At 60.1% G+C, this 22605-nt stretch carries 22 protein-coding genes; 4 read left to right on the top strand and 18 right to left on the bottom strand.

What is annotated here, in order from left to right; all coding sequences use genetic code 11:
* Positions 1 to 66 precede the first annotated feature (66 nt).
* Genes mobF through FAX90_RS00305 form a run of 3 tightly spaced genes read right to left on the bottom strand, consistent with a single transcriptional unit; the run spans position 67 to position 5747 of the window.
* The gene (mobF, locus tag FAX90_RS00315; protein ID WP_144094483.1) at positions 67 to 3003 is read right to left on the bottom strand and encodes a MobF family relaxase; all 2937 of its coding nucleotides are present in this window, start codon (positions 3001 to 3003) and stop codon (positions 67 to 69) included.
* Positions 3004 to 3040: 37 nt separating this feature from the next.
* A complete protein-coding gene (locus FAX90_RS00310) occupies positions 3041 to 5425 on the bottom strand; it encodes a type IV secretion system DNA-binding domain-containing protein (protein ID WP_144096762.1) in 2385 nt (794 codons plus the stop codon).
* Positions 5415 to 5747 (bottom strand): ribbon-helix-helix protein, CopG family, encoded by a 333-nt coding sequence (locus FAX90_RS00305; RefSeq protein ID WP_144094481.1) that lies wholly within the window; start codon positions 5745 to 5747, stop codon positions 5415 to 5417. The genes FAX90_RS00310 and FAX90_RS00305 overlap by 11 nt, the downstream gene beginning before the upstream one ends.
* Before the next feature lie 545 nt (positions 5748 to 6292).
* On the opposite strand from FAX90_RS00305, the gene FAX90_RS00300 reads away from it, so the two are divergent.
* Both FAX90_RS00300 and FAX90_RS00295 read left to right on the top strand, forming a co-directional pair.
* Positions 6293 to 7810, top strand: a complete 1518-nt coding sequence (locus tag FAX90_RS00300) for a hypothetical protein (RefSeq protein ID WP_144094479.1) — start codon at positions 6293 to 6295, stop codon at positions 7808 to 7810.
* A gap of 100 nt (positions 7811 to 7910) precedes the next feature.
* Positions 7911 to 8324, top strand: a complete 414-nt coding sequence (locus FAX90_RS00295) for a hypothetical protein (protein WP_144094477.1) — start codon at positions 7911 to 7913, stop codon at positions 8322 to 8324.
* On the opposite strand, the gene FAX90_RS00290 is transcribed toward FAX90_RS00295, so the two are convergent.
* From FAX90_RS00290 to FAX90_RS00270, 5 genes are all read right to left on the bottom strand, one after another.
* The gene (locus tag FAX90_RS00290) at positions 8311 to 8640 is read right to left on the bottom strand and encodes a hypothetical protein (protein ID WP_240704645.1); all 330 of its coding nucleotides are present in this window, start codon (positions 8638 to 8640) and stop codon (positions 8311 to 8313) included. The two genes, FAX90_RS00295 and FAX90_RS00290, sit on opposite strands and share 14 nt — an antisense overlap.
* A gap of 168 nt (positions 8641 to 8808) precedes the next feature.
* A complete protein-coding gene (locus FAX90_RS00285; RefSeq protein ID WP_120323635.1) occupies positions 8809 to 9138 on the bottom strand; it encodes a helix-turn-helix domain-containing protein in 330 nt (109 codons plus the stop codon).
* On the bottom strand, positions 9125 to 9523 hold the full coding sequence (locus FAX90_RS00280) for a type II toxin-antitoxin system RelE/ParE family toxin (protein ID WP_240704644.1): 399 nt from the start codon (positions 9521 to 9523) through the stop codon (positions 9125 to 9127). The genes FAX90_RS00285 and FAX90_RS00280 overlap by 14 nt, the downstream gene beginning before the upstream one ends.
* Complete coding sequence (locus tag FAX90_RS00275; protein WP_144094473.1) at positions 9516 to 10757, bottom strand: tyrosine-type recombinase/integrase; 1242 nt, start codon at positions 10755 to 10757, stop codon at positions 9516 to 9518. Before FAX90_RS00275 ends, FAX90_RS00280 begins: the two co-directional genes overlap by 8 nt.
* Positions 10754 to 12010, bottom strand: coding sequence for a tyrosine-type recombinase/integrase (locus FAX90_RS00270; protein WP_144094471.1), 1257 nt, complete (start codon positions 12008 to 12010; stop codon positions 10754 to 10756). Before FAX90_RS00270 ends, FAX90_RS00275 begins: the two co-directional genes overlap by 4 nt.
* Positions 12011 to 12277: 267 nt before the next feature.
* Here FAX90_RS00270 and FAX90_RS00265 point away from each other — a divergent pair, with 267 nt between their 5' ends.
* Positions 12278 to 12472: a hypothetical protein gene (locus FAX90_RS00265; protein ID WP_120216640.1), complete on the top strand. Its 195-nt coding sequence runs from the start codon at positions 12278 to 12280 to the stop codon at positions 12470 to 12472.
* 102 nt (positions 12473 to 12574) lie between these two features.
* On the opposite strand, the gene FAX90_RS00260 is transcribed toward FAX90_RS00265, so the two are convergent.
* Positions 12575 to 12811, bottom strand: coding sequence for a hypothetical protein (locus FAX90_RS00260; protein ID WP_109807379.1), 237 nt, complete (start codon positions 12809 to 12811; stop codon positions 12575 to 12577).
* Between the two features lie 272 nt (positions 12812 to 13083).
* Between FAX90_RS00260 and FAX90_RS00255 the strand changes: the two genes are divergently transcribed.
* Complete coding sequence (locus tag FAX90_RS00255; RefSeq protein ID WP_229668155.1) at positions 13084 to 13368, top strand: DUF6437 family protein; 285 nt, start codon at positions 13084 to 13086, stop codon at positions 13366 to 13368.
* A 117-nt stretch (positions 13369 to 13485) separates the two neighbouring features.
* Here FAX90_RS00255 and FAX90_RS00250 read toward each other — a convergent pair whose 3' ends face one another.
* From FAX90_RS00250 to FAX90_RS00210, 9 genes are all read right to left on the bottom strand, one after another.
* Complete coding sequence (locus FAX90_RS00250; RefSeq protein WP_054529553.1) at positions 13486 to 13875, bottom strand: single-stranded DNA-binding protein; 390 nt, start codon at positions 13873 to 13875, stop codon at positions 13486 to 13488.
* 298 nt (positions 13876 to 14173) lie between these two features.
* On the bottom strand, positions 14174 to 14602 hold the full coding sequence (locus FAX90_RS00245; RefSeq protein ID WP_144094469.1) for a DUF6915 family protein: 429 nt from the start codon (positions 14600 to 14602) through the stop codon (positions 14174 to 14176).
* A gap of 10 nt (positions 14603 to 14612) precedes the next feature.
* Entirely contained in the window at positions 14613 to 15050 is a 438-nt protein-coding gene (locus FAX90_RS00240; protein WP_144094467.1) for a DUF6878 family protein, read from the bottom strand.
* A 117-nt stretch (positions 15051 to 15167) separates the two neighbouring features.
* On the bottom strand, positions 15168 to 16121 hold the full coding sequence (locus tag FAX90_RS00235) for a DUF2493 domain-containing protein (protein WP_144094465.1): 954 nt from the start codon (positions 16119 to 16121) through the stop codon (positions 15168 to 15170).
* A gap of 301 nt (positions 16122 to 16422) precedes the next feature.
* Entirely contained in the window at positions 16423 to 16845 is a 423-nt protein-coding gene (locus tag FAX90_RS00230) for a hypothetical protein (protein WP_119594991.1), read from the bottom strand.
* 11 nt (positions 16846 to 16856) lie between these two features.
* The gene (locus tag FAX90_RS00225; RefSeq protein ID WP_144094463.1) at positions 16857 to 17798 is read right to left on the bottom strand and encodes an ArdC family protein; all 942 of its coding nucleotides are present in this window, start codon (positions 17796 to 17798) and stop codon (positions 16857 to 16859) included.
* A gap of 155 nt (positions 17799 to 17953) precedes the next feature.
* Positions 17954 to 19942, bottom strand: a complete 1989-nt coding sequence (locus FAX90_RS00220; RefSeq protein ID WP_144094461.1) for a ParB/RepB/Spo0J family partition protein — start codon at positions 19940 to 19942, stop codon at positions 17954 to 17956.
* Positions 19943 to 20250: 308 nt separating this feature from the next.
* Complete coding sequence (locus FAX90_RS00215; protein ID WP_144094459.1) at positions 20251 to 21723, bottom strand: DUF6035 family protein; 1473 nt, start codon at positions 21721 to 21723, stop codon at positions 20251 to 20253.
* A 41-nt stretch (positions 21724 to 21764) separates the two neighbouring features.
* Entirely contained in the window at positions 21765 to 22538 is a 774-nt protein-coding gene (locus FAX90_RS00210; RefSeq protein WP_144094458.1) for a BrxR family transcriptional regulator, read from the bottom strand.
* Positions 22539 to 22605: the final 67 nt, after the last annotated feature.

Below are 22605 nucleotides of genomic sequence, written 5' to 3'. Positions count from 1 at the left end.
CATGAGAACAAAAGCAGAACTAACAGTCAACCGGTCCCATACGGACCCTTTCGGATCGCAGCTGCGTCAGATCCCGATTTCGAAGGGCTTGGTGATCGAGCGATCGAGTTCGGGCGGCTCGCGGGCCGGTTCTTGCGAACGATCAGACGCCTTGCCCTTCGCCTGGCCCGTTGCTGCCGCATCGCGCAGCTGATTGACCGTTTCAAGCGCCGAGCGCTTCATTCCCGGATTGCGCTCAACAGCTGCTTCGAGCTTGACCGCATTGTCGACAAACAGGGTCAGACCATCGCGCAGGCGGGTTATCGTCACCAGAAATGTCTGCTGATTGGCAAGATTGCGTTCGCGGCTATCCATGACGGCGATCCCGCGGTCGGAGGTCAGACCCTGCGCCATGTGCGCATTGAGCGCGTAGGCGAGATCAAGACGCTCGAGCATGGGGTCGCCCAGCCCCAGAAGGTGTTCGGCGCCAAGCGACGTTTTCACTGTGACACCCTTCGGATCAACCGCCACGATGCGCGCCTGATCGGCGTTGAGCAGGCCGCGCTTATGATCGGTCGCGGTCCAGCGGATGCGGTCACCATCGTGAATTTCTAGTGGGCGAACCTCAAAGAGACGCAGCGGATCCTGGTCACCTTGCGGTCGCATCTGGCCCGGACGGAATTCAAAGCGCTTGCCCCGCTCGTTCTGCAGCATCACGCGTTCGCGGGTGGGATCGGTTTCGACCACGTCATAGCGGCCCTTCTGCAGCCCCTGCCCCCTTTGCCGGCGGTCGACTTCGAGCACCATGCCGGCCGCATAGCTGCGCGAATAGCGCATTTCCTCACGCGTCAGGTTGACGCGCGACAGCACAGTGAGACCCAAGGAACCCGGTCCCAATTCGCCATTGGCCTTGAGCCCAGTTTGGACGGCTTCATTCACCTGTCCGCGCAAATTGCGACCCGACGCATAGATCGCGGTCACCTCACGCTCAGCAGGTGAAAGCGATAGCCAGGCCGCCGCGGCGTCGACGGCAGCTGTATTTCCCGACGCGACGACATGCGGGCCAAGGTGTCGCAAGGCCTCATCGATATGTCCGCCCTGCGCTGCATATTGAGCATCGCGCAACGCCTTATCGCGGGCCCGGAGATTGGTGTTCATGGTGGCGGTTTCGATGCCTGCCTGCTGCATGACGTCGAAGGGTTTGCCCGCATCGACAGCGCCCAATTGCTTCCTGTCCCCGATGCTGGCGAAGCGGTCGAGCTGAAGCAGGTTGGCGAGGCGCACCAGCTTTTCCTTGTCGGCATTGCCAACCATCGAGGCTTCGTCGAGCAGAACCGTGGTGCCGCGCAGAGACGCGCGAGCCTCGGCAAGCCTCGCCTGGTCTGCTTTTTCCAGAAGATCCCGATGTTGGCGCAAGAAGCGCGCGACCGTCATCGAGGGAATGCCGGTGTCACGTTCAAGCATCTGCACGAGCGTGTTCTGGACTGCGAGCCCGAGCACGGACCTGCCTTCCTCGCGCAAGATGTCCGCCACAGGTTTGAGGACGGTACTCTTGCCGGCGCCAGCTACGCCTTGAATGGCGACAATCCGGTTGTGCGAGGCGAGAAGCAGGCGCCCTGCCCCTTCCTGCCCAGGGTTCAAGGTCAGGCCATATTTGAGCTGAGATAGCGCCTGTAGCCGCTCTCCGGCCACATCAGCTGCGACTACGGCAGTTCCATGCCCGCGTCCGGTTTCGACGGCGGCGATGATGCGCTGCTCGAGCCCGATCGCATCGCGGGTCGTGACAAGATTGCGATCTGCACCATTGCCTTTTTGCAGGTAGCCCTGGCGCAGCAACTGGTCGACGCGGTGTTCGATGTCGGGGAGCGTGGTGGGCAAGGCAAAGCCTAGCGCTGAGCGATATATCTCGGTCCGCGAGAAGGCGGCCTCGCGCTCGCCCAAATGCCGGATTGCCGATGCGACCGCATGAACGGCCGCGATCTGCTCGGGCGTCCGGCGCCCCATGTCGCGAGGCACTAGCGGGTCGCCCTGACGTAGCCCCAGATGCTCCGCAAAGGTCGCAGCCAAAAGGCGCGCGCGCTGGCCGATCGATCGTACTGAATTTCCAATTCCGGAGACGGAGCCAATGTCGGTGGCGGCCCGTGCATTGGCCTGTGAAATGACAAGCCTCGGATCAAAGCCCAACTTTGCTGCTGCCTCGCGCCATTGGTTCACGAGAGCCTGGCGGTCTGCCACCGGCCCTTTGTCCGCTCGGGTCATCAGATTGGCCGCATTGCGTGCCGCGAGGCCATTGCCTTCCATCGTCGAAAGCTTGTCGAGGATCTCGGCACGGCGCGAACTGAAGGCATCACGAACGGGTTTGGGAACGCCCACCGCTTCGAAATTGCCATGTTTGCCGTATTCCCCAACCTGGTAGCCGAGCTTTTCTACGGCTAAGCGGAAGCGCGCCATGGTCATGGCATTGAGCAGCGTGTTGTGCTCCCAAATCTTGTCATTTCTCAGCGCTCGCCATTTGCCATCGGGCCCCTGGGTTACATTGGCAACCACGGCGTGAAAGTGCGCGTTGGGCTCCTGATTGCGGTTCGTATCGTGCTGGAAAAGCCCGATCACGAGATTGAGCGTCGCGACCACCCGTTCCTTGCCTCGGACCTCCATGCGGGTTTCGGCGAGATTCTTCTCGGCCCAGGCCAGCGTCTCGCGGACGGCCGCGCCATAGGCATCGAGGATACGCCTGTCTCCGCCGACGAGGGCAAGGATGGACCAGCTCTTGGGCATCGAGAAAGTGAGGTCGGTGCCGGCGCGATGGGCCCTGTTATCGCTCCCGACACGGCTTCCATCGGGCAGCATGCCCTTGAGCACGGCCTCGAACTGCGAGGCTTCGATAACGCCTCGCAGGCCAAGCGTCTCCGCGCCTTTGCCAAGCCACTGACCAGATCTCTCGGCATCGGCGCGGGTATAGTAATTGTCGGCGGCAAAGTAGTTGGCAGCGCCGCTGGCGGTACGGACATTGGCTACAGAGAGCATCAGGTCTCACTCCGCCAGGCGGCATCTGCCTCGTGCGTCACAGTTCAAAATCGCCGAGATCGGGCCCCTCCTGCGATGGCTGATCCTGCTCGGGAACGCCGTCTTCGAGCATGAGCTTGCGGGCTTCTGCCTCTCGCTGACGCTGGGCTGCTCGATCGACGGCTTGCGGCTTATCCGAGGGTGGATTGGCCCGCGGCAAGTCGCTTCGGCGTCCCTCCTTCACGCTATTCGATGGCTCCTTCTCATCGGGATGATCGCCTTTGCGGAACGCCGCATTGGTCGGCAGCAGCGGACGGGAATTGCGTGGCGTTGCCGTGCGCTCGTCGGGCGACGATCCTCGTGGATGACCGGATTTGGCTGACGGCTTCCTAGTGTCTTCAGGAACGTCCTTTTCGGCCTGTTTCGCCACCCGCTGGCGTACCTGTTTGGCATCGACCTCGACTGCTGGCTCAAGCGGAAGAGTACCTTGCTTTGGGACGACAGGCTTGCCTGCCCCGTCATCGTTCGACGAGGGATGTTCGCTCTGGTTTGTTGGCGGATTAGCAGACGTCTGGCCGCCCCCAGTTTCGCCTTCGGCTTTCCGGATTGGCTCTCGATCCTTGGCCCGACCGACGAAGACATGTGCGATTCTTTCCCGGTCTATCGGCTTCAAACGGACCGGCGCTGCAGGAAAGCCATCCGGGAATTTGATGAAGCCTGACAGGCGCGGCAGGTTCATCAATTGGTCGGGCAGCAGCAAAGGCTCGATATGCTTGCGCGGCGTCAGGCTGACGGCGTCGCGGGCATTGTTGTAGCCATAGGTATAGCCTTCTTCCATGTCGCGAACCTGGCGATGCCCGATGAAGTCGGAACACCAGGTGGCCGTCTCGCGGTCTGCCGTACCGAGGATCAATTTGGTCCTGGCAAGCGATGCAAGCGTCATCGCCATGTTCTCACCGTAGACCTCCTTGAGCTTGGCATAGGCATGGATGCCGGTGACGATTGCGCCGCCGAAATTGCGCGCTGTCTGCAGTCCTTTCTCAAGAGCGGGTAGCCGGTGAAGCGCGCCCAGCTCGTCGATGAAGAACCAGCATTTGAGGTCCTTGGTGCGGGGCATCGTCATCAGCGTGTTCATCGCCGTATCGAGCCACAGTGTGAGCAGCTGCGCGCACACGCTCATGTCGACGTAGCGCGCGGAGATGAAGACCATCGAGCCACTTTTCTTGGCGTGAGTGCCCTCGTCTTCATTGGCGCCCTCCTCGATCCAGTCTCGGACCGAAAAGCGGCGCCCGGAAGTGGGCAGGAGCTTCAGCGCCTTGGCGTTCACGTTGAACACTGCCCGGATCGATTCCGCCATACGCGCGGCTTCAGGAGCGGTCAGGGGATCGGCGATCGTGCCTCGCATCATTGCGTGGACCCGCGAGAGATCAGCGGTCATCAGTTCGCGGGCAAGCGCGGCATTTGTGCCCCGTCCTTCGGCCGCCAGTTTGAGGCAGAATTCGACGAACAGCGCACGCGCCGCGATGACCCAGAACTGCGCCTCCCCGCCCCCGTCATGGGGTACGAGGGCTTCCGCTGCCGCCCAGAATTCACCTTCGGTGCGGCATTCGTCGAAGAGGCTCCATTGCGGACAGCGCGCGTCGAGCGGGTTCAGAATGATGTCCCGGTCGGCCTGGTAGAAGTGTTCGATGAAAGCGCCGGTTAGGTCGAATACGACGCAGCGCTGTCCCTTCGCGCCGGCTTCGGCAATCATGTCCGACATGGCGACTGTCTTGCCCATGCCGGTGGTCCCGATGAGCATGGCGTGGCTCTGTTCGAGCCGCCAGGGATAGACAACTGTCGCAAGATGCGACGGCCGGTATGGAAATGCCGCCGACAGTTCCTTGGGCGAACACAGATGCCATTTCCAACCCATGGCGCTCGAAAGCTCTCGGGCGCGCTCGCGCTGGTTGTGCCCGCGCAACTCATCAACCAGTTCCGGTAAGGTAACGAGCATGGCTCCGCGTTCATGCTTGCGCTCTTTCGAACGGCTGCCGAAGCGCGCTGCGAACCAGTAAAACAGCGCGAAGGCCGGCACGAGAAGCAAGGCCGAACGCACCAGTGCATCGCCCAGCAAGTCGAGCAGATGATCCCACGCACGGATCACCGGCGGATAGGCATCGAGCATTATGATGGGGAGCTGGACGGTTCCTCCGAACCCCGTTTCGAGTGCGACCTGTTTGGCCGGATCGAACTCCATGAAGCCGTAGATGGCAGCATAAATGCGCATCCAGACGAGGTAGGTTTCGTGATCGCTCAGCCCTGCCGAAATGGTCCACCAGCTAGTCCAGGAAATGCCGATGGCGGCGATGATCAGCGGCCCTTTGAGACCTGCTGCAAACATGAAGCTGAAGTGCCCGAGCAGCTGGCTTCCGCGCGTGAAGTTGACGAGGTTACGCTTCATCGGAACCTCCCTCGCCGGCGTTTGCGGAGAGCCCCAGTTCCTTGCATTTGCGCGCGTAGGCCTGATGGGCTCGCTCACGCAGACCGTGATCGGCATGCCCTGCGAGAAGGGCATCGACGCCGACCATTGTGAACACCGATTGACGGCTGACGCGGTCCACAGATGTTTCGAGCTTTGATGCAAGATCGTCATTTTCGCATGCCTGCGAAAGCAGCGACCGGATCCATTCGCTGACGCTGATATCGCGCCGCTTAGCTGCAGCACGAACCCGCTCAGCGAGCTCGACGGTGACATGTACCTGGAGAGATTTTGGCCGTGTCATGCACGGACTCCTTGTGGTCAGGAGCCCGGAACGCACTGCGAAAGGCGGTTATTGTCTAAATCAGAAACGAGAACATGTCAAGAACATGCGAGATGCGCAGGAATGCGCCATTTCTGGCTGCATTCAATCGAATCCGATTGGCGAATTGGCGACTATTCATTTCTGATTGAGAAGCTGCCATTTTTGCAAAAATCCATCAACACGATGCATTTACTATCTTTTTTACTGCCTCCCGCTTGCGATTTGTCGCGTACGGTGTGCGCGAAGTTGTTCCCTATATGGACCGTTGTGATCGACCACTTCCCCGCCCGATTTGTGAAGGCAAAGGCTTTGGTTTCACGTGGATTTCCTAGCCTATCCGGCGCATGATGGATAGCCAGCGCAGACCCATCTCTTCGAACTTGCAACTGCGTTTTTGTAGCGGATAGCCATTTGCGAAGGCCAATCTCATGCTGAAACGACTGGCACCAGCTAAATGGACTGGCAACATTTCATCGCTAGGTTAGAGCATAACAACATCGGGCATTCTTTGGGGGGCGGCGGGATTGAAGAACTTAAAAGCGAAATGCGTGTTTGCCGCTCTTGTTTTGGGCGCTGTGAGCGCACCCGTTTCGGCGCAGACTTCGTCGAATACCGTCTGGCGCTCGGACAACTGGCGGGTCTGGAAACAGGATGGGAGTTGCAATCTTTCTCAGACAAATCTCAGGGAGGGTTTGGCCGAAAACCGGACAAATGTGACGATCGAACTGCCCGTTGCGCAGGGGTCGTCAAGCATAATGGTTTATAGCCCTCGCTATACCGATTTTTCACAGCAGGACCACCGAGTGGCACTGTTGTTCGGGAACGGTGGAAGCTTCGATCTAAACACTGGCGAGCGTACTGCAGAGGCCTTCGACCTCGGAATGTTCGGGCACGGCGTAGCCCTCTTTCTCGATCCTCAAAGGCTTCATCAAGCCCTGCGCTCGTATGGGCAGATGGGCATTCAGATAGACGGCAACCTCTTTGATCGCGTTTCGCTAGATGGCATCGCCGAAGGTGTAGCGGAACTTGAGAAATGCGCGGGCCGAAGGAATCTTGCTTCTGCTGACGAAGCCCGCCCAGAATTGAACGCAAGGCAGATGGAGATCATGCGAACCGTGCGTTCGGTCGATGGCTACATCGACAAGGCTTTGCATGATGAATTTTGGATGCTGATGCCTTCAGCTTTGCGGGATTCCCCATCTGCGAATGAAATGCTGCAAGGCTTGCTGGCTGAAGTTGGCGAAGCGCGGGAGGACTTTCAGGAACAGACTTGGCTAAGTGCAAACGAGAGCCTGAGGGCGGGCCGCATTGTCAGGACAGCAGCCTATCTGGCCTCAAAAGAGGCGGCGCTAAACGCATCGACGAACCCCGGCTATCAGGCCAAGATTCGGGAGAGCATCGCTTCCGCAGAGAGGCTGCTTGCCGCGGCAGGAAGCGGAAGCCCGCTCGATGTGCCTGGGGGACGAACCTACATTACCAGCGATCTGATCGAGCGTGTCTTGTCCGGTATCCGTGCGAGCGAGTTCCGTTTCGCTAAACTCGTTTCTCCTTCTTGGGACGACCGGCTCACCGAATTCGAATATCCCGCAGCCCATGTGTCGATCCTCGCACTTGCGCCATTCACCTTGGAACGAAAACAGATTCGGAACCCCGGCGCGCGCGACGTCGAAATGATAAGCCTTTCCCAAACACTGGACCCATCCACGTATATTGGGGTCAGCTTTGCGGCAAACGGCGGTCGATATTCCGACCCCGTCAGATCACTCGTTTCGAACGCGAGGGCGGCGGTTGAGGGTGCAGGCGCGACAGGGCGTCCCCCGGTATTCATCAAGTGGCGCGGTTTTGATTCGGCGACGGCAGCAGGTCAGGCCCGCACTTCAGAGGGTGACGTCTACGTGTCAGTTAGGGTGGTCGAGATTCCCAGCCTAAATGGAATTATGCAGTTCATCGCCGTGTCTCAAATGTCCGCCGCAGAAGCACTCAATCAGCGTGGCATATTGGAGGACTCTGCAAATATTTTGCTCTCTTCAAATTCGCGATAATTCGCGTACCGCTCGATAGGACACATGGAATTAATGGATAGGTGTCTGACGGCTGGGCATGCATGTGCTGCAGGGATTCCGGGATTGATCGGAGGCAGATATGTCTGAATTTTATTCAGACACTCTTTGGGATGTTGGTCGAACGTTGTTCTTGGCGTTCATCGCATTCCAAGCATACAAAATGACCCGCGACTATGGCGAGAAAGCCGGGCGCTGGTCCGCTCTGTTGAAGGGGATTGCGTGGGTTGCGGGAATTGCGCTTTTCGCGGCCGCTATGATGGGAAATCCGTCCTGTGAAGAATCAGGCGACCCATTATACGGTGGCTGTGAACAATACGCAGACGATGGCTATGAGCCAACGCTGGAACAACGTGGAGCAAGATTTCTCTTCTGGACCCTTTTGCTTGGGATCCCGGCAGGCTTCGGGTTGATGGACTCACGCCGCTACGCGACCGATCCGTGGCGGCGTCCAGAAGATTTAAAGAATCGAGACCACGACGTTACGAACAGATAATTGATAGTATCCCGATCCCTAAACCGAAGATTGCCAGAACCAGGCCTACAACAGCGATCCACGCTGGGATGTGTATGGCAGGATCGATGGAGCCGACATACCAGCCCATCTTCCCGCACAACCCGACCTTCGATATTGAAAAATCAAGCTCGCCACCCTTTGCAACCCCCAACGCCTCCCGGAGATCGAACGGCATGAAGATGGCGTCTGATCGGTCATGACCTAGCAACAGAACATTGAGCGATCTGCCGTTTGCGTTGTTGGTTATTCGCGCGATGCCATACCTTGCAACTCCAGAACGGTGCGTGTGGTTCAACCTGACCAAGTGCCGTCCAGAATCTCCGGATGGCAACGCTTCAACCTTTAGTTTTGGCATACCCACTCCGCATCTATTGAACTCGGACAGTGTGATTATTCCAAACTTCAACCGGTGCGGAAGGGGCGATCGACTGTCATCCGACAGCGACGGATGCACGATGTTGTGTCATGCCACCGCATCCAGCCCGCTGCGCTGGATGATCGAAAGGAGCCGCAGCGCGGGACCTCCCGGCTTCTTCGCTCCGCGTTCCCAGTCCGACACGAGGTTCTTCGAGACGTTGAGATAGCGCGCGAAAACCGGCTGCGAGACATGCTCCGCCTCGCGGATAGCCTTGATCTCATCCGGCGACAGAACAGGCGCAGGCGCAAGGCAGGCCTCATCGAACTCGCGCATGGTGCGCTTGTCGATGCTGCCCGCGTCATGAAGGCCCTCCATCATCTCATGGACGGCGGCCATCGCCTCGCTCTTGTAGGTCTTTGCCTTAGCCTTGCTCATCGTCTTTCACCTCGACCAATCGGTCTGCTTCAACTTCAGTTTCGATCTGGTCATCGTCCAGTTCCAGCATGATGCTGGCCGCCTTGCGATAGACCTTCAGTTCCGCCGCACTCAGGTTCGCCTTGTCGCTCTTTGCGAAGGAGAACACGAATATGGCCCGCTCGCCCGAGCGGAAGATCAGGATCGAGCGATAGCCGCCCGATTTGCCTCCGCCCTGGCGCGCAATGCGTTGCTTGATCAGACCGCTGCCAAGATCGGCGTCGATCAGGCCAGATTCGGCCCGATGCACGGCATCAGCAAGCGTTGCATCGCTGATCTTTTCCTTTGCCGCGAACTTGGCGAACCAGCGGTTGGCGTAGATGCGGATGCGCGGGCTCTCAGTCATGCAGCAACGGCCCACTATCATACTTAGTGTTACGGCTCAATGAATATGAGCCGCTCATGTTCTGCTCGATCCGGTCGCCGATCCGCTGGGCTGCCTCGATGACATGCCCATCGTCAAGGTGAGCATATCGGGTCGTAGTCCGCACATCGGCATGTCCCAGCAACTTGCCGATCATCGGCAGGGTTTCCGAATGGGCGGCGGCGTGGCTGGCAAAGCTGTGCCGCAGATCGTGGATGCGGACGCCGGGTAGGCCCGCCTCGTCACGCAGCTTGCCCCATAGGTTACCGATGTCCGTGATCGGGCGCTGGGTGGCCGGGTTCCAGAACACATACCGCTGCTTCTCACGGCGCGGCAGCGCGTGGAGGATGGTTGCAGCCGCTTCCGCCAGCCAGACCGTGCGCGGGCCGGTCTTGCTGTCGGTCAGCAGCAAGCGCCTCCCCCGTACCTCGCTCCATTTGAGACAGGTGATCTCCGACTTGCGGCAGCCGGTCAGGATCAACAGGCTGATTGCCGCGCAATGCAGAGGGAAGGTTTTGCGGTACCGGTCGAGCACCTCGCCGATGCGCCTGAACTCCTGATCGGACAGGAAACGCTCGCACTTCCGCCCCTTGTTCTTGCGGATGTAGAGGCAGGGGTTCGATCCTTCGGGCCGCACGCCCCAAGCCTCAGCCTTGTTGAACATGGCCCTCAGGATTTCCCCGCAACGATTGGCAGCACCGGGACCACCGGTGTCGGTAATCCGGTTGAACCATTCCTGCACATGGCGTTCCTCGATCTCATCAAGGAACAGGCCTTCAAAGGCCCGGTCGAGATATTTCCGCTTGTAATAGCGGTGGGTGTAGAGCGTGGACGGCTTCCACTTCGGCGATACCCGCTCCCAATAGGTCTTCAGGAAGTCACGATAGGACGGAACCTTGCGCAGGCGCTTGCGCTCCTCTGCCGGGTTGTCGCCAGTCTGGGCGCGGAGCAGCACGCGGCGCGCCACGTCAATCGCCTGCGCACGGCTCAGCACCCTGGCGTTGCCGATCGTCACCGTTCGGGTGCGCCCTTCCATCCGTGCCTGGACGATGTAGACCTTGCGCCCGCTGGCATAATGCCGCGTCCCGAAGCCGGGCAGTTCGCGGGTCCAGCACGTCTTGCGCAGCTCGCCCAGGCCACCGCACTTGCCAATCACATGGAGTTTGAGGCTGCCCAGCTCCTCGGCGACGATCCCCCGCAGGGTCAGCGCGTTCATTGCCCTACTCCAATCAGGCGGGCAATTGAGCCGGATACGCGCTCCGCTGCATCGGCGACGATCTCATCGGACAAGTGGGCATATCTGGTCGTCGTTTCTGCCAGCGCGTGCCCGAGCAACTTGCCGATCACCATCAGCGAGATGTTGTCGCGGATTGCGACTGACGCGAAGCTGTGGCGCAGGTCATGTAGGCGTACATCCGGCAGGGCCGCGCGGTTACGGATTTTCGACCAATGGATGCCGAGCGTGATCGGCTTGTCGGGATTGCGGAACGAGGGAAACAGCAGGCCGGTTGCTTGCCGGTCTGGGAGCGATGCAATCACATCCATGGCTTGCCGGTTGAGATAGACGATCTTCGCGCCGGTTTTGCTGTCCGGCAGCATCAGGCGTGGTTCCTGCACCCATTCCCAGCGCAGTTGCTCGATCTCCCCGCAACGCGCGCCGGTGTAGACCAGCAGGCGGATCGCCGCGACGTAAAGCGGTTGCTCCGCCTCATAGTCCCGCAATGCCGTGGCAAGTCGCGCATATTCATGGCTAGCGAGAAACCGCTCCATCGGCTTACGCTTGTAACGCGGCGTGCCTTTGCACGGATTGGAGCCACGCGGTCGCAGACCAAGTCGCTCCGCGTATCCCATCATCACGGAAAACACAGGCAGGGTGCGGTTGAACACGCCGGGGCGTTCGACAAAGCTGTCGCGCCAGAACAGGATGTCACCCTTCGCCAGACCGTCAATCCGCCGGTCGCCGAATGCCCCGAGAATTTCCTTGAAGATAGCGCTCTCGTTGCGCTTTCGGGTCGATGGTTTCCAGTGCCGCGCGTAATCGGCCCAGAAGCGTTCGGCGTAATCGCGCAGCAGGGGCGCATCGCTCTTTTGCGCGGCGCGGGCCTTCTTGCGCGTCGGCAGCCCATCGAGCGCCACCTCGGCCAGTTTCGCCCGCGCGAGGCGGCGGGCCGTGGCAGGTGAAATGTCGCGGGAAGTTCCGAGCGACAAACGCCGCAGTTTGCCACGCTGGCGGAACAGGACAAACCACGTTCGCCTGCCGCCGGGATTTACCCGAAGGCCAAAGCCCGGCAGATCAACATCCCAATACTCTCTGATACGCTTGCCCGGTTTACGCCGAACGATATTGCCGTTGAGCCGCACCCGGTTGGACGGCATTGCCTTTTCACTACTCCCACGCCCATCACCGGAGCGGGTCTGGGCATGATTCGGGGCCTCATTTGCTGGTAGCACATAGCCATTCGCTTGCATTGACTTGCTCCTCTTTGTAGAGGAACAACTTCACGTAACCTATTGCTTAACAATCTCTTTCTGCCGCGTGGCGGCGTACGGTGTGCACCTCTGTCCCCAGCTTAGAGGGTAGGTCCCAGTGTCATCACCAGCACGGGATCGGCGGTTTTGAAGTCCCAAGTCCAAGGGATGAAGACGATGCCGCTCGATTGCCAATTGTGTTAAAAGATCGATCGAGTCCGCGGGCAGGAAGAATGGTGTCGCGGGCATCCCACCGGGAGCATCGCTATGGCGGACGTAACACTGAGCGCGACACCCAAAGGCAATGGTTTCCAGGCAACCGTGACCTATTCGAGCGGCGTGTCGATCAGTTCGGCAGAAGCCTTTCCGACGAAGGCAGAAGCCATTTCAGCAGCGGCCATGAAGGTACTCGACATGCCCGATCGACTCGAGAAATTCGATGCGTCGGATGCCGAGGACTGATGCTGCAGGGAATGCTCGCGCGGTGCCTCCGGGAGCGACAATACGGGACCCGAGCAAAAAGATAGGAGGAAGCCCTGACGGACTTCCTCCTTGTGTGTGGCATCAGATTTCATCGCTCAGCTTTCCTGGCACTGTGTCGATGACCCGGTCCAGCATGGCCTTGGGCAGTGCGCCGTAATCGCCCTCATCGACCGCGATGTAACCTGCCTCACCATCGGTCAGGACATATTGGGTGAAGTAGCTGTGAAGGGACCGGGCATGAGCCTTGTCGAGTGCGGCAACGAAAGCTGCCTGATCTGCCTGGAATGAACCCTGCGCGATATTCAGTGAAGCGTACATGATCTTTCCTCCTGATGTTCGATGCGTCGCATCAGGAGCTGCGAGGATGTGGGTGACGGGCCGGGTCAGGGACCGCGCATAGCGCGGCCGCGAAGCGGCGATGGGGGAAACGATTTTTGCCGGGCTTGCCCGGTAAAAATGGTGGGGCCCCGTCGTCCTTGACGCGGCCCCAAAGCCCGCATCACACTTGGTCTTTCTGCGAGAGAGACCTCTCCAACGTCAGCGAGAAAAGCACTGGCATCGCGGCAAATACCGTTTTCCTACATGGCCCCATGCTGGCACTGTCGCGCGTGGAGGGGACCAACGGCCAGCGAAAGGACAATCTGATGGCCAGGTCCAAACCGAGCGCGCGGAATGCGCTCAAGAAACTGCGTGAACAGCGCGAAGAACTCGATGCACAGGAGGCCAGGCTCCGTGATGAAGCAGCCGGCGAACTGGGCAAGGTTCTTCTCGAATGCGGAGCCGAGACGATCGAACCGGCGCAACTGAAGCAGCTCATCCGCGCATCGCTCACCATCGGAATCGACGATGCTCTCAAGCGGCTCTCCCCCGCCTGACACTTCAACCGCGGCGGGGTGTGGGCTCGATGCCCCGCCCCGCCGTTCACGCCAGCGAGCACGAAAAAAGGCCCCGATGGCGCGAACCATCGGAGCCTTGTTGTTTGTGGGAGGAACTCAGTCCTCGTCGATGTCGGGCGCACCCTCATTGTTCGACGCCCGGCCTTTGGTGAGGAAGTCCACCTTGTCGGCGATGATCTCGCAGCCGTAGCGCTTGGTGCCGTCCTGGTCTTCCCACTGCGTATAGTGGATGCGCCCCTCGACCGTCACGAGCTGGCCCTTGGTGCAATACTTGGCGACGTTCTGGCCGAGCCCGTTGAAGCAGGTCACGCGGTGGAATTCGCTGTCCTTGGCGGTGTAGCCGTTTTCGTCCTTGTAGGTCTTGCCGTCCTTGCGTGCGGGACGGTCGGTGACGACCGAGATCGAGGTGATGCTGGTACCGCCCTGGGTCGTGCGGGTTTCGGGATCGCGGGCGATGCGGCCAACGAGGATTACGAGATTGGTCATGGTCTTTCTCCTGATCGAGCATTCCGGGTCCATCCCGGCTGCAAACCCGACTAGGAAGCGGCCACGGCGAAGCGCACCGAAGGGAAACCTCGATCTGGTTCGGGTGGTGCGGGCAGCCGGGCGCAGCCCGGCAACTCGGCCGGACCTGATCGGGGTTGCGCGTCTCGACGGGGATGCTTCAGGAAAGGTTTGCTTACAGGCCGGGTTGGTCCCGAGTGCCTTGCCAGGCCAAGCCATGACCTTTCGTATTATCGGGATGCGACGTACCCCTTGACCTCGCCTGCCTTCAAAGGCGACGTCATATCTCGACTACCGACACTCCTCCCGAAGCGGACGAAAGCCCCCCTGAAAACGCGCCGCCAGCAGCAGTCTCCACAGTGCCAAGCGGCATAGGCTCGTCCAGACGATGGCCCCGCAACATCCAGTCTTGGGGCGTGATGAGGCGCCCCCAATCCGCAAAGGAAGGAATCGTGCCCAAGTCCTCGCGGACGTGCTGCTCGCCTACAAGGCGAACGGGCACGACACGGCTGTCGGCGTTGACGATGGTAGGCCCGAACAGCGTTTCGAGCATGAAAATGCCTTCAGCATGGTGTCGAAGGGCCCGGTGCCGCGGATCAGCAAAGATCGCCTTCGACTGGTCAAACCATTGGTGGAGCGGCAGGTAATCTTCCACCACCCCTCCCCATTTCCGGACCGACGATAGGGCGTGATAATAGCAATGAGCCATCGCACTTCTCCTAGAGATCAGTCGAATGGTCGTGGGTCGCCGTGTAACGCAGCTGGCAGTCCAGAACGAATTTCGGCGTAGCCACGTCGATGACCAGTTCGTCGCAGGCACCATCATTGATTTCCCATCCGGGATGATGGCGTTCGAGAGCAAGGTAAGTCAGTTGCTCGAGGGCGGAATTGAGGCTCTGGTCGCCGCCTTCTCCAGGACGGTCGATCGTCACTTCGGGACACGGAACACTCGCCCCGCCGGCGTCATAGAAGACGCATTCTTCGACCGCACCGCTGTCGCCGCACCCATCGAAACGGATTTCTACGCGGACAATTTCGGCATTGCGCAGCGGGGCAATGATAGCTGCCTTGAGTTGCTGGATTTCACTTTGTGCCTGCGCCGCGCGTTCGGCCTGGCGGACAGCAAAGTCCGCCATGATTGCCTGAAAATCAGTCATCAGATTTCTCCTGCAATGTGCGGGCAAGAACCGATCGTCTTGCCCACGATAACAGGCGATCTCTTTCCTCTGACGGGCTGCGCCAGCGCCGATGGTGCTGGCGCGATGCCGGACGCATCAGTCGGTATCCTGAGCCGCGCGCTTGGGAGAAGTTCCAAGCGGACCGCGGCGATCAACGACGGTAATCCGACGGGATTTGGCTTCGATGACGAGGCGCTCCAGGACCCCGTTTCCGGGAAAGGCGACGACATAACGGGGGTCGAGCGAAAGCATACGCTCGTTGCGCTTGAAGCCTGCGCGAGCCCCCAGACGCATGTCGAGGGAGAAGCTGATTTGGGGGATACTGCGTCGTTCCGCCCATGAAGATGCCAGACGGTCAACGCCCTTGGAATCACCGCCGTGGACAAGAACCATGTCAGGAACCCGGTCGTGAACCTTATCCAGAGTAGCCCAGACGTTGTTGGCGAAAGTGAGCGCGTCCTGCTCGTTTGGATGGCGTGTGCGGCCACCGGCAAAGATTACCGGCGTTCCTTCTGGCATGGCGGCGCGACGCTTGGCTTCGGACCGGGCTCGGATGAACTCGCGGCCCTCCACAAGCGCGGAAGTCAGCATGGCGCTGTGATTGAAGCGCGAACTCGACACGGGCTTCCATGAGGAGCCGAATTCGTTGAGATAGAGGGCAGCGGCCACTTCGCGCATCTCTTCGAGGGCGATCATGGCACCTTCGGCACACTGCGCACGCTCAACCTGGGTCTCGAGTTCATGGGTATGAATTTCGGATCCATCTGCAGTGGCCAGGAGCGCTCGGACTTCGTCGGTTGCGCGGTCGACTGCGGTCGATTTGCGGGTCGCGGAACGGTGGAAGATGTTGACGAACGCCCAGCCGAGGTCCTCGGCATCGGCCTCCAGCGCAGTCCCAGCGACCATCGCAAATAGATCGGACCATACTGCTTCGAGAGTCTGGACGACCGCATCGTGGACCGGAAAATCATTGGTGGAAACCGGGGCAGGACCAATCGAAAAACCGGAAAGATCGAGGCCGGCAAGTTGCTCAGAAAATGATGAGTGCATGGGTATTGTCCTCCTGACTGGCGTGAGGCTGACGCACCCGCTCATGGCTGCGCCAGCGAGAGCCCGTCAGGGCCAGCTTGAGGCAGTCTCCGCACCCGACAGGGGAAACCCGCTTGGGCAGGCTGGCGCGGGCAGGCCAACGGCCCACAGGGCCGGGCCAACTCGGGCCTGCGCAAGCCGGGTTGCGGCAGACTGGCGGCTGGCCCAGGGCCTCTCTCGCATGGCTTCAGACCATGAGTGCACATGCAGGCTTCGTCAGTCAGGACTGGTACATGTGTTCGCTCACGATTGAGTGGCGCATTCAGGCCACCCGTTTTGCGTAGACGCCCTCACCGTTCGACATGTGACCGAGGCAGACGTAGTCGCCGAACAACGCTTCAAAGCGCGAGGCGATCTGGGACAGCCACCGTTGTGCTCTGGGCGATCTGGCCGTGCGCCAATCGGCATCCCAATAGGCGCCATCGTCGCGCTCGACGATCCACACCGCAACCAGGCCGGCGTAAACTGACACGCCGAAATCCGCATAGGCATTGCGCATGAGGATACGGTCTTCGCGGCCTCGCCAACCGTCGTGCGCGATCAGGGAAGGGAATGCCTGCCCTGCGCGCTCGCGCAGATCCTCGCGGAGCCATTCATATTCGAAGTCCCAGTCGTCGTCGTTTTCGACTTCGAGCACGGTGAAGGCGACAATGGCCCCGCTGGGATAGCTGACCGATCGGCCCATGATGCCCTCCTTCAAGCGGCCAGCGCAGCGTCGTCAGACGCTTCGTCAATATCATCGGCAGAGGTCCGTCCCCCGAGTCTGAGCAGAAGCCTTGATGCTTCCTCCGCCTTTGCGGCAGCGGTGAGAATGGCACGGTCATCCTGCTTCAGGAGCTTGAGCCATTGCTCGATATAGCTCGCATGGCTATCCAAGTGTGTGACTGGCAGACCGAATTCAGCGCCGAGCATGGCGCTCGAAAGTTCGGCAATGAGTTCCTCTGCAGCGTAAGCTGCAGAGCCAAATCGATTCTTGAGATTGCGGTCGAGGCGACTGGCATGACCGGTCCAATGCGATAGCTCGTGCGCGAGCGTCGCGTAATAGTGGTCGAAGCCTGAGAAGAGATGCAAGGGCGGCATTGTCACCCGGTCAGCTACCGGCTCATAATAGGCTTCGTCGCCCTGATGACGCAGGACGGCCGGAATACTGGCAAAGAATGAGTCGAGTTCAGCCTGACGGCCCTCGGGCTCCACCACCTCAAGCGTCGCGGCGGGATGGAAACGTTCCGGAAGACCTTCGACCTGATCAGCATTGAAAACCGGATAGGCCTTCAACACGCGACGACTTTCGTCGGTTTTTTCGCCGGTGTCGGGTGCTTCTACTTCCTTGGTGTAGCTCTTGTAGAAAATGGCGATGGTGGATTTTTCACCCTTGCGCACCTGTGCGCCCAGTTCTTTGGCCTGATTGTAGGTCATCCAGAACGGCGAGGCGTAACCGCACATGTCGGCAACCATCCAGAGCCAGAATACATTCATGCCGCGATAAGGGATGCCGCACGCCCGCAATGGGCGCGAGACTGGCACACCGCGCCATGGCTTGATCCAGGGCTTCGTGCCGGACTCGAGGCGGGCGATGATTTCCTGGGTGATACGGGTAGCAGGCGACACTCCGCCGCTTTGTCCCTTGCGATAGGCCATGTTGTATCTCCTGAAATGGCCTGACGACAGTTCCGTCGGTCAGTGCCGGAGATCCCGGAGCCCCCTCCGCTCTCTTTCCATGAAGGAAGCGGCCCCCCGGCATGTGCCGGAGGACCGCTTCACGGTGGCGAGCAGCCGTTCCTGTCAGGAGGAGGTCAGGCGGCCAGCTCGCTCGGGGGCTGATTGTCGTCGTTGGCGACGAAATCCGCATCGGGACTTTGCGCTTCGTTATCGGCAGGAATTTCCGGCTGGTCGGCAAAACGCATGACTTCGGGCACCCAGGCGAGGGCTCTTTCCCGAACTTCGACCTCGGTGATGTAGGTCCCGGCGAAGACGCGCTCGGCGCTCATCGCGAGATCGCCCTTTTTCACCGATGCAAAGCGTGAGGACAGTTCCAAACCGCCAACATCGAAGAGCGCATCAAGGATGACCTGCTTCGAGACGCGGTCGAAGTAGTTTGCCGCGGTCGGACGCCACCATTGCGCTATGTCGATGCCGATCGTGCTGCCCAGATGATCCTGGAACGTGATCTGACGTTCGCCTGCCATGTTGAGGCTCGCCTCGAGTGTGCGAGCGACGACGAAGCCGAGCCATGCTGCGCGACTTTCATCAGCGAGTGCCCGAAACATCTTGAAGCGCGACGAAGCGTCTTCGCCAGATCGCCAGCTCTCATCGAGACCCGAGCGCAGGTCCGCAAGGGATGCGCTTGCCGGCGCATCCTTCGCTTCGAACCCGACAATCGGACCCGCAGGGACGCCGCCACGCAGAGTCGTGGCCGCGCGTGACCGCCAGTCGTGGGTGTCGGCATCCGCGAGGGTGAAGACCATGATGTCGAGCGAAAGGCCGGGATCCGATGCCACGTGGAGCGCGAGCACGTCACGACGTTGCATCGCAAGTTCGTCGACCAGACGCTTGGAAAGCGCTGCACGACGTTTGCCATCACTGCCGACACTCGCCACGACTTCGACGACATCGTCGTCACCAACGACTTCGATAACGCGCTCGCCGTAGAACACCGGCTGGAGGACCGGTGCGCCATCGCGCGAGAGAACGAGGATCATTCCGGCATCGGCCTTCAGTTCGGGCGCCAGCTCCGGGGGCTTTGCCCGAATGTCCTGGCATTCGCGCTCAATCGCTTCGATCGTCGCCTCGGCCGCAGCAATTGCTTCTTCCGCGCTGTCTTCATCCTCGAGAATGGCCGCATGCTCGTCGTAAGAAGCATCGAGTTCATCAAGGCGGGCCAGTTCGGCGTCAGTCAACGGAGCCGGCTCGGCCGGAAGGCGAATGAGACCTTCTACGAGATCGTGACTGGCATAAGCGTCAAGCGTAGGCTTGACCCAGGCAAGACCCTGCTCTGCTGCGAGCGCCTTGGCGCGCCTTTCCATCTCCTCCGAGGCGAGGGTTTCCAGAAGCGCGACATCAACCCAGGACTCGCTGTCATCGTCGTCGAAGAGTTCGCGTTCGATCCGGCCACCTGCAGCGGTATATGCGTCGCGACCGACAAGACGGGCCCGAGCATCGCTGCCGCGGACCGTGCCGGAGAGCACCATGCGCCGGACGCTGTCGGCGCTGGGCGCATAATAGCCCGAGGACGCCTGTTCATAGACGCGAGCCTGAATCTCCTGGTCGGAGGTCGCGCCGAAAGCTTTGGCGAGATCGAGAGTGATTTCACCGGATGCAAGAGCATCGAAGACGACAGGCGCGAGGGTCGCGAGACGCAGCCGGCCTTCGACGAAGCGGACCTTCAGCCCGAAGCGGCGCGCGACATCTTCCGTCGAGGCACCAGCATCAATAAGGGCAGCGAACGCCTGCGCTTCATCGGCTGGGTTCATCGCGAGGCGATGGAAGTTTTCGGCCAGACTCGTTTCGATGGCTATTTCCGCATCGTCCTCAAGCACGAGGCAGGTAACCTCGTAGCCCTTCGGCAGGACTTTCTCTTCGGCTAGCGCCAGCAAGGCGCATCGGCGGCGCTCTCCGGCTTCAACCTCGAATTTGCCACGAGCAGCAGGCCGAACGATGAGGTTCTGCAACAACCCATGGGCTGCAATGCTCGCTTTCAGTTCGGCATCTGCGGCGGGGTCGCCGTGACGGCGCACATTGCGAGGGGACTGGACCAACTTGGTCAGCGGGATCGTCTTGATCATGGGACTTACTCCTGAGTATGAGCACGGGCATCGACCATCCGACGCTCGTTCGGCTCAAACAGAAGCAAGCCCCCTTCCCTCTCAATGACTGCCGGTGGGTGGCAAGCGGTGGAAAGCTGCCATCGGGTCTGCCACCCAGCGACGGCTGAACTCGACCCAGAGTCGGTTATTCAAGACCGCGACCTTGATCGTCTGGTTTTACCCGAAGCCGCCATACCACTTCGATTGCCTTGCCTGAAAAAACGGCTTCAGCGGTGGCGAGCGCGAGAAACCAGATTGATCGTGTTCTTCTGGCGGCTCCTGCCCGGCTACGCCGCCGCGCGACCGGGCCGATCAGGATTGTCGTTCTCCGACCTTGCCTTCCGAGAGGCCCCCTCCGATAGCAATGCGCACAAGCGCTCCTCATCTTCTGCCATCCTGTATTTTGGGTCATGGAGAAGGTGAGCCCGCACCGCCTCAAGCTTTGCCTTTAGCTTCCCAGTTCGATCGTCGCGATACAGGGCTTCCTTCGTTCCGAATTTCCGTAGCATGTGGCCGAAGGCGAGAAGAAGCTCGGGGTGCTGGTGGATGAGATGATGCCCAAGTTCAGCAAAGCTCTTGTAGCCGAAGCCAACCGGCTTTCCCGCCCTTGCGCTCTCGATGAGATGGACGATGCGAGTGGCTGCTAGGAGATCAGGGTATTCCCCGTCGAGGCCGCATCCGATGGAACGAAGGCGATCGTTGAGGAGCAACCATGCCTTGTGTCGAGGCAGGTATTCGTCATCGCGCGAGGCATCGAGAACGAACCGAAGCATTTGCTCACGGATCTCATCCTCGCGGTCTTGCTGAGCCTGCTTTCTTGCAGCCTCGGCAGCTGCGATCCTTTCCGAGCGGGCAACCCTCAGCTCGTCACGGAGTCTTGCTGCCTCCTGCGCATAGTCGAAGGCAATAATGGTCTGGCGGTCCAAATCGACCGTAATTTCATCCCACCGCACCTCGCGCTCGATCCACTCGTCGACGATCTTGTCATCGTTGATCAACGGCTTGCGATACCAGCACGTCATGATGAAGGTTCCTGCCACTTCGGACGCAGCAGCGCTTTTTTCATCTACGACGAAAACGTTGGAGTTGTTCCCGAAAAGGATGTCGTCATCAGTCATGCGTCGATAGCTCGGGTGGAAACTCGGCAGAACCCATACAAGCGCCGCCCCTTCGGCTCGATAGAACTCCTTCCGGCTCAGCACGACGTCCATGAAGGTGGTGCTCAGCTGCACTTCAAAGGCCAACCTGTCGGTGTCCGTCCGCGCCGAAACATCAGGCCGTCGCAGCCCGATAAGGCCCTCGCTCGCTTTCCATGTCTTTTCTTGCACCACGTCCTTGAACCGGGGGTCGGCCGAGAGGCTTCGCAGAAGAAGTGCTTTGACCCGCTTGTGCGCCCCGCTCTCCTGGGCGCCGCGGTACTTCATGGCCCTGATATCGGCTTCGCTCAACTCTGTCCGCGTGACAGCTGGACACGAGCCATCTTCATGGCGATGCCGGAAGAAAAACCTCTTGGTCGTGCTACAAGCCAGATAGACCGGAACGCCGCACGTCGCGCAGACGAGGCGTGCTTCGTCACGTTTCACGAGTGCTTTGAGATTTTGGCGCAGCAGGATAGCGCGCTCGTACCGAAACGCCCGGACGAGACGACGGACATCGCGCACATGGCCAGTTCTCAGGTTTCTGACCGTGTCGATTTCCGGCCTTGTCACCGCCTCTGCCCTCGCCAGCGGATCGATTGTCGTGTTTCCAACCATGGTCATCTCCTTTCCTTGAGGCAGCAGGCTGCGTTCGCACGGCGAGCCTAAAAGCGTTCCAGTCGCGCGCCCGCTCGGTTGAGCCCCCAGCGCCGGTCGACATAGAATTCGAGCGACCTGCGGACGTCGAAGCGCAGAACTTCCTGCGTGAACCCATATTCAAGCCGGACAGCCGCCTGCTGCTCTTCCGTCAGGCTGCTCAGCGGCCGAAGCCGAATTTCAACGAATTCTTCCCATTCTGCATCGCGCGGAAGGTCTTCGCCGACCGGCGCCACGGCAAAGGTGCTCTCAGGCAGAACCCGGACCGGCACGAAGTCGCGCCATTCCTCGCGGTGGAAGCTCCAGGCCCGAATGTGCAGGCGCTCACCGTCGGAAGCAAAATGCGCAGGCGCGATCCATTGGTTCTGACGCAGCCCACTCGACATCGACACATAGCCGATCTCGATCTTCTGCCGCTGCTCGATCGCCTGCCAGAGACGCCGGATCACGAATGGCGGGCACTGCCGAACAGGCGAAGGCAGAACGGAAAGGCCCTCCGATGCGGGATAGCCGACAAATTCATCCGGTGAGCCTGCATCCTCGACAAACGGCAGGCCGCGATGGTGCGGGTCGGCAACATAGCACTTTCGCACTGTGTCATAGCCAGGCTTCGGCTCGGCGACCCGCTCGAGGTATTCCCTGAGATCGATTGCCGCCTGTGGAGATGAGATACCGAAGCGCTCGATCAGGTCCTTGCGGTTCACCTGCCCGCGCCACGTCAGGCACCTGTCCAGATAGACAAGGCGAGCAAGCATTGCAGGCTTGAGTGAGGGATCGTCCATGCCCGAACCCTACTTGACGCACCATCATACGTCTATATAAAATTTATATGCATCTGGATTCAAGGAC

Source organism: Croceicoccus sediminis (assembly GCF_007570835.1).
GTDB lineage: Bacteria > Pseudomonadota > Alphaproteobacteria > Sphingomonadales > Sphingomonadaceae > Croceicoccus > Croceicoccus sediminis.
This window is presented reverse-complemented; position numbering and strand designations above follow the sequence as displayed.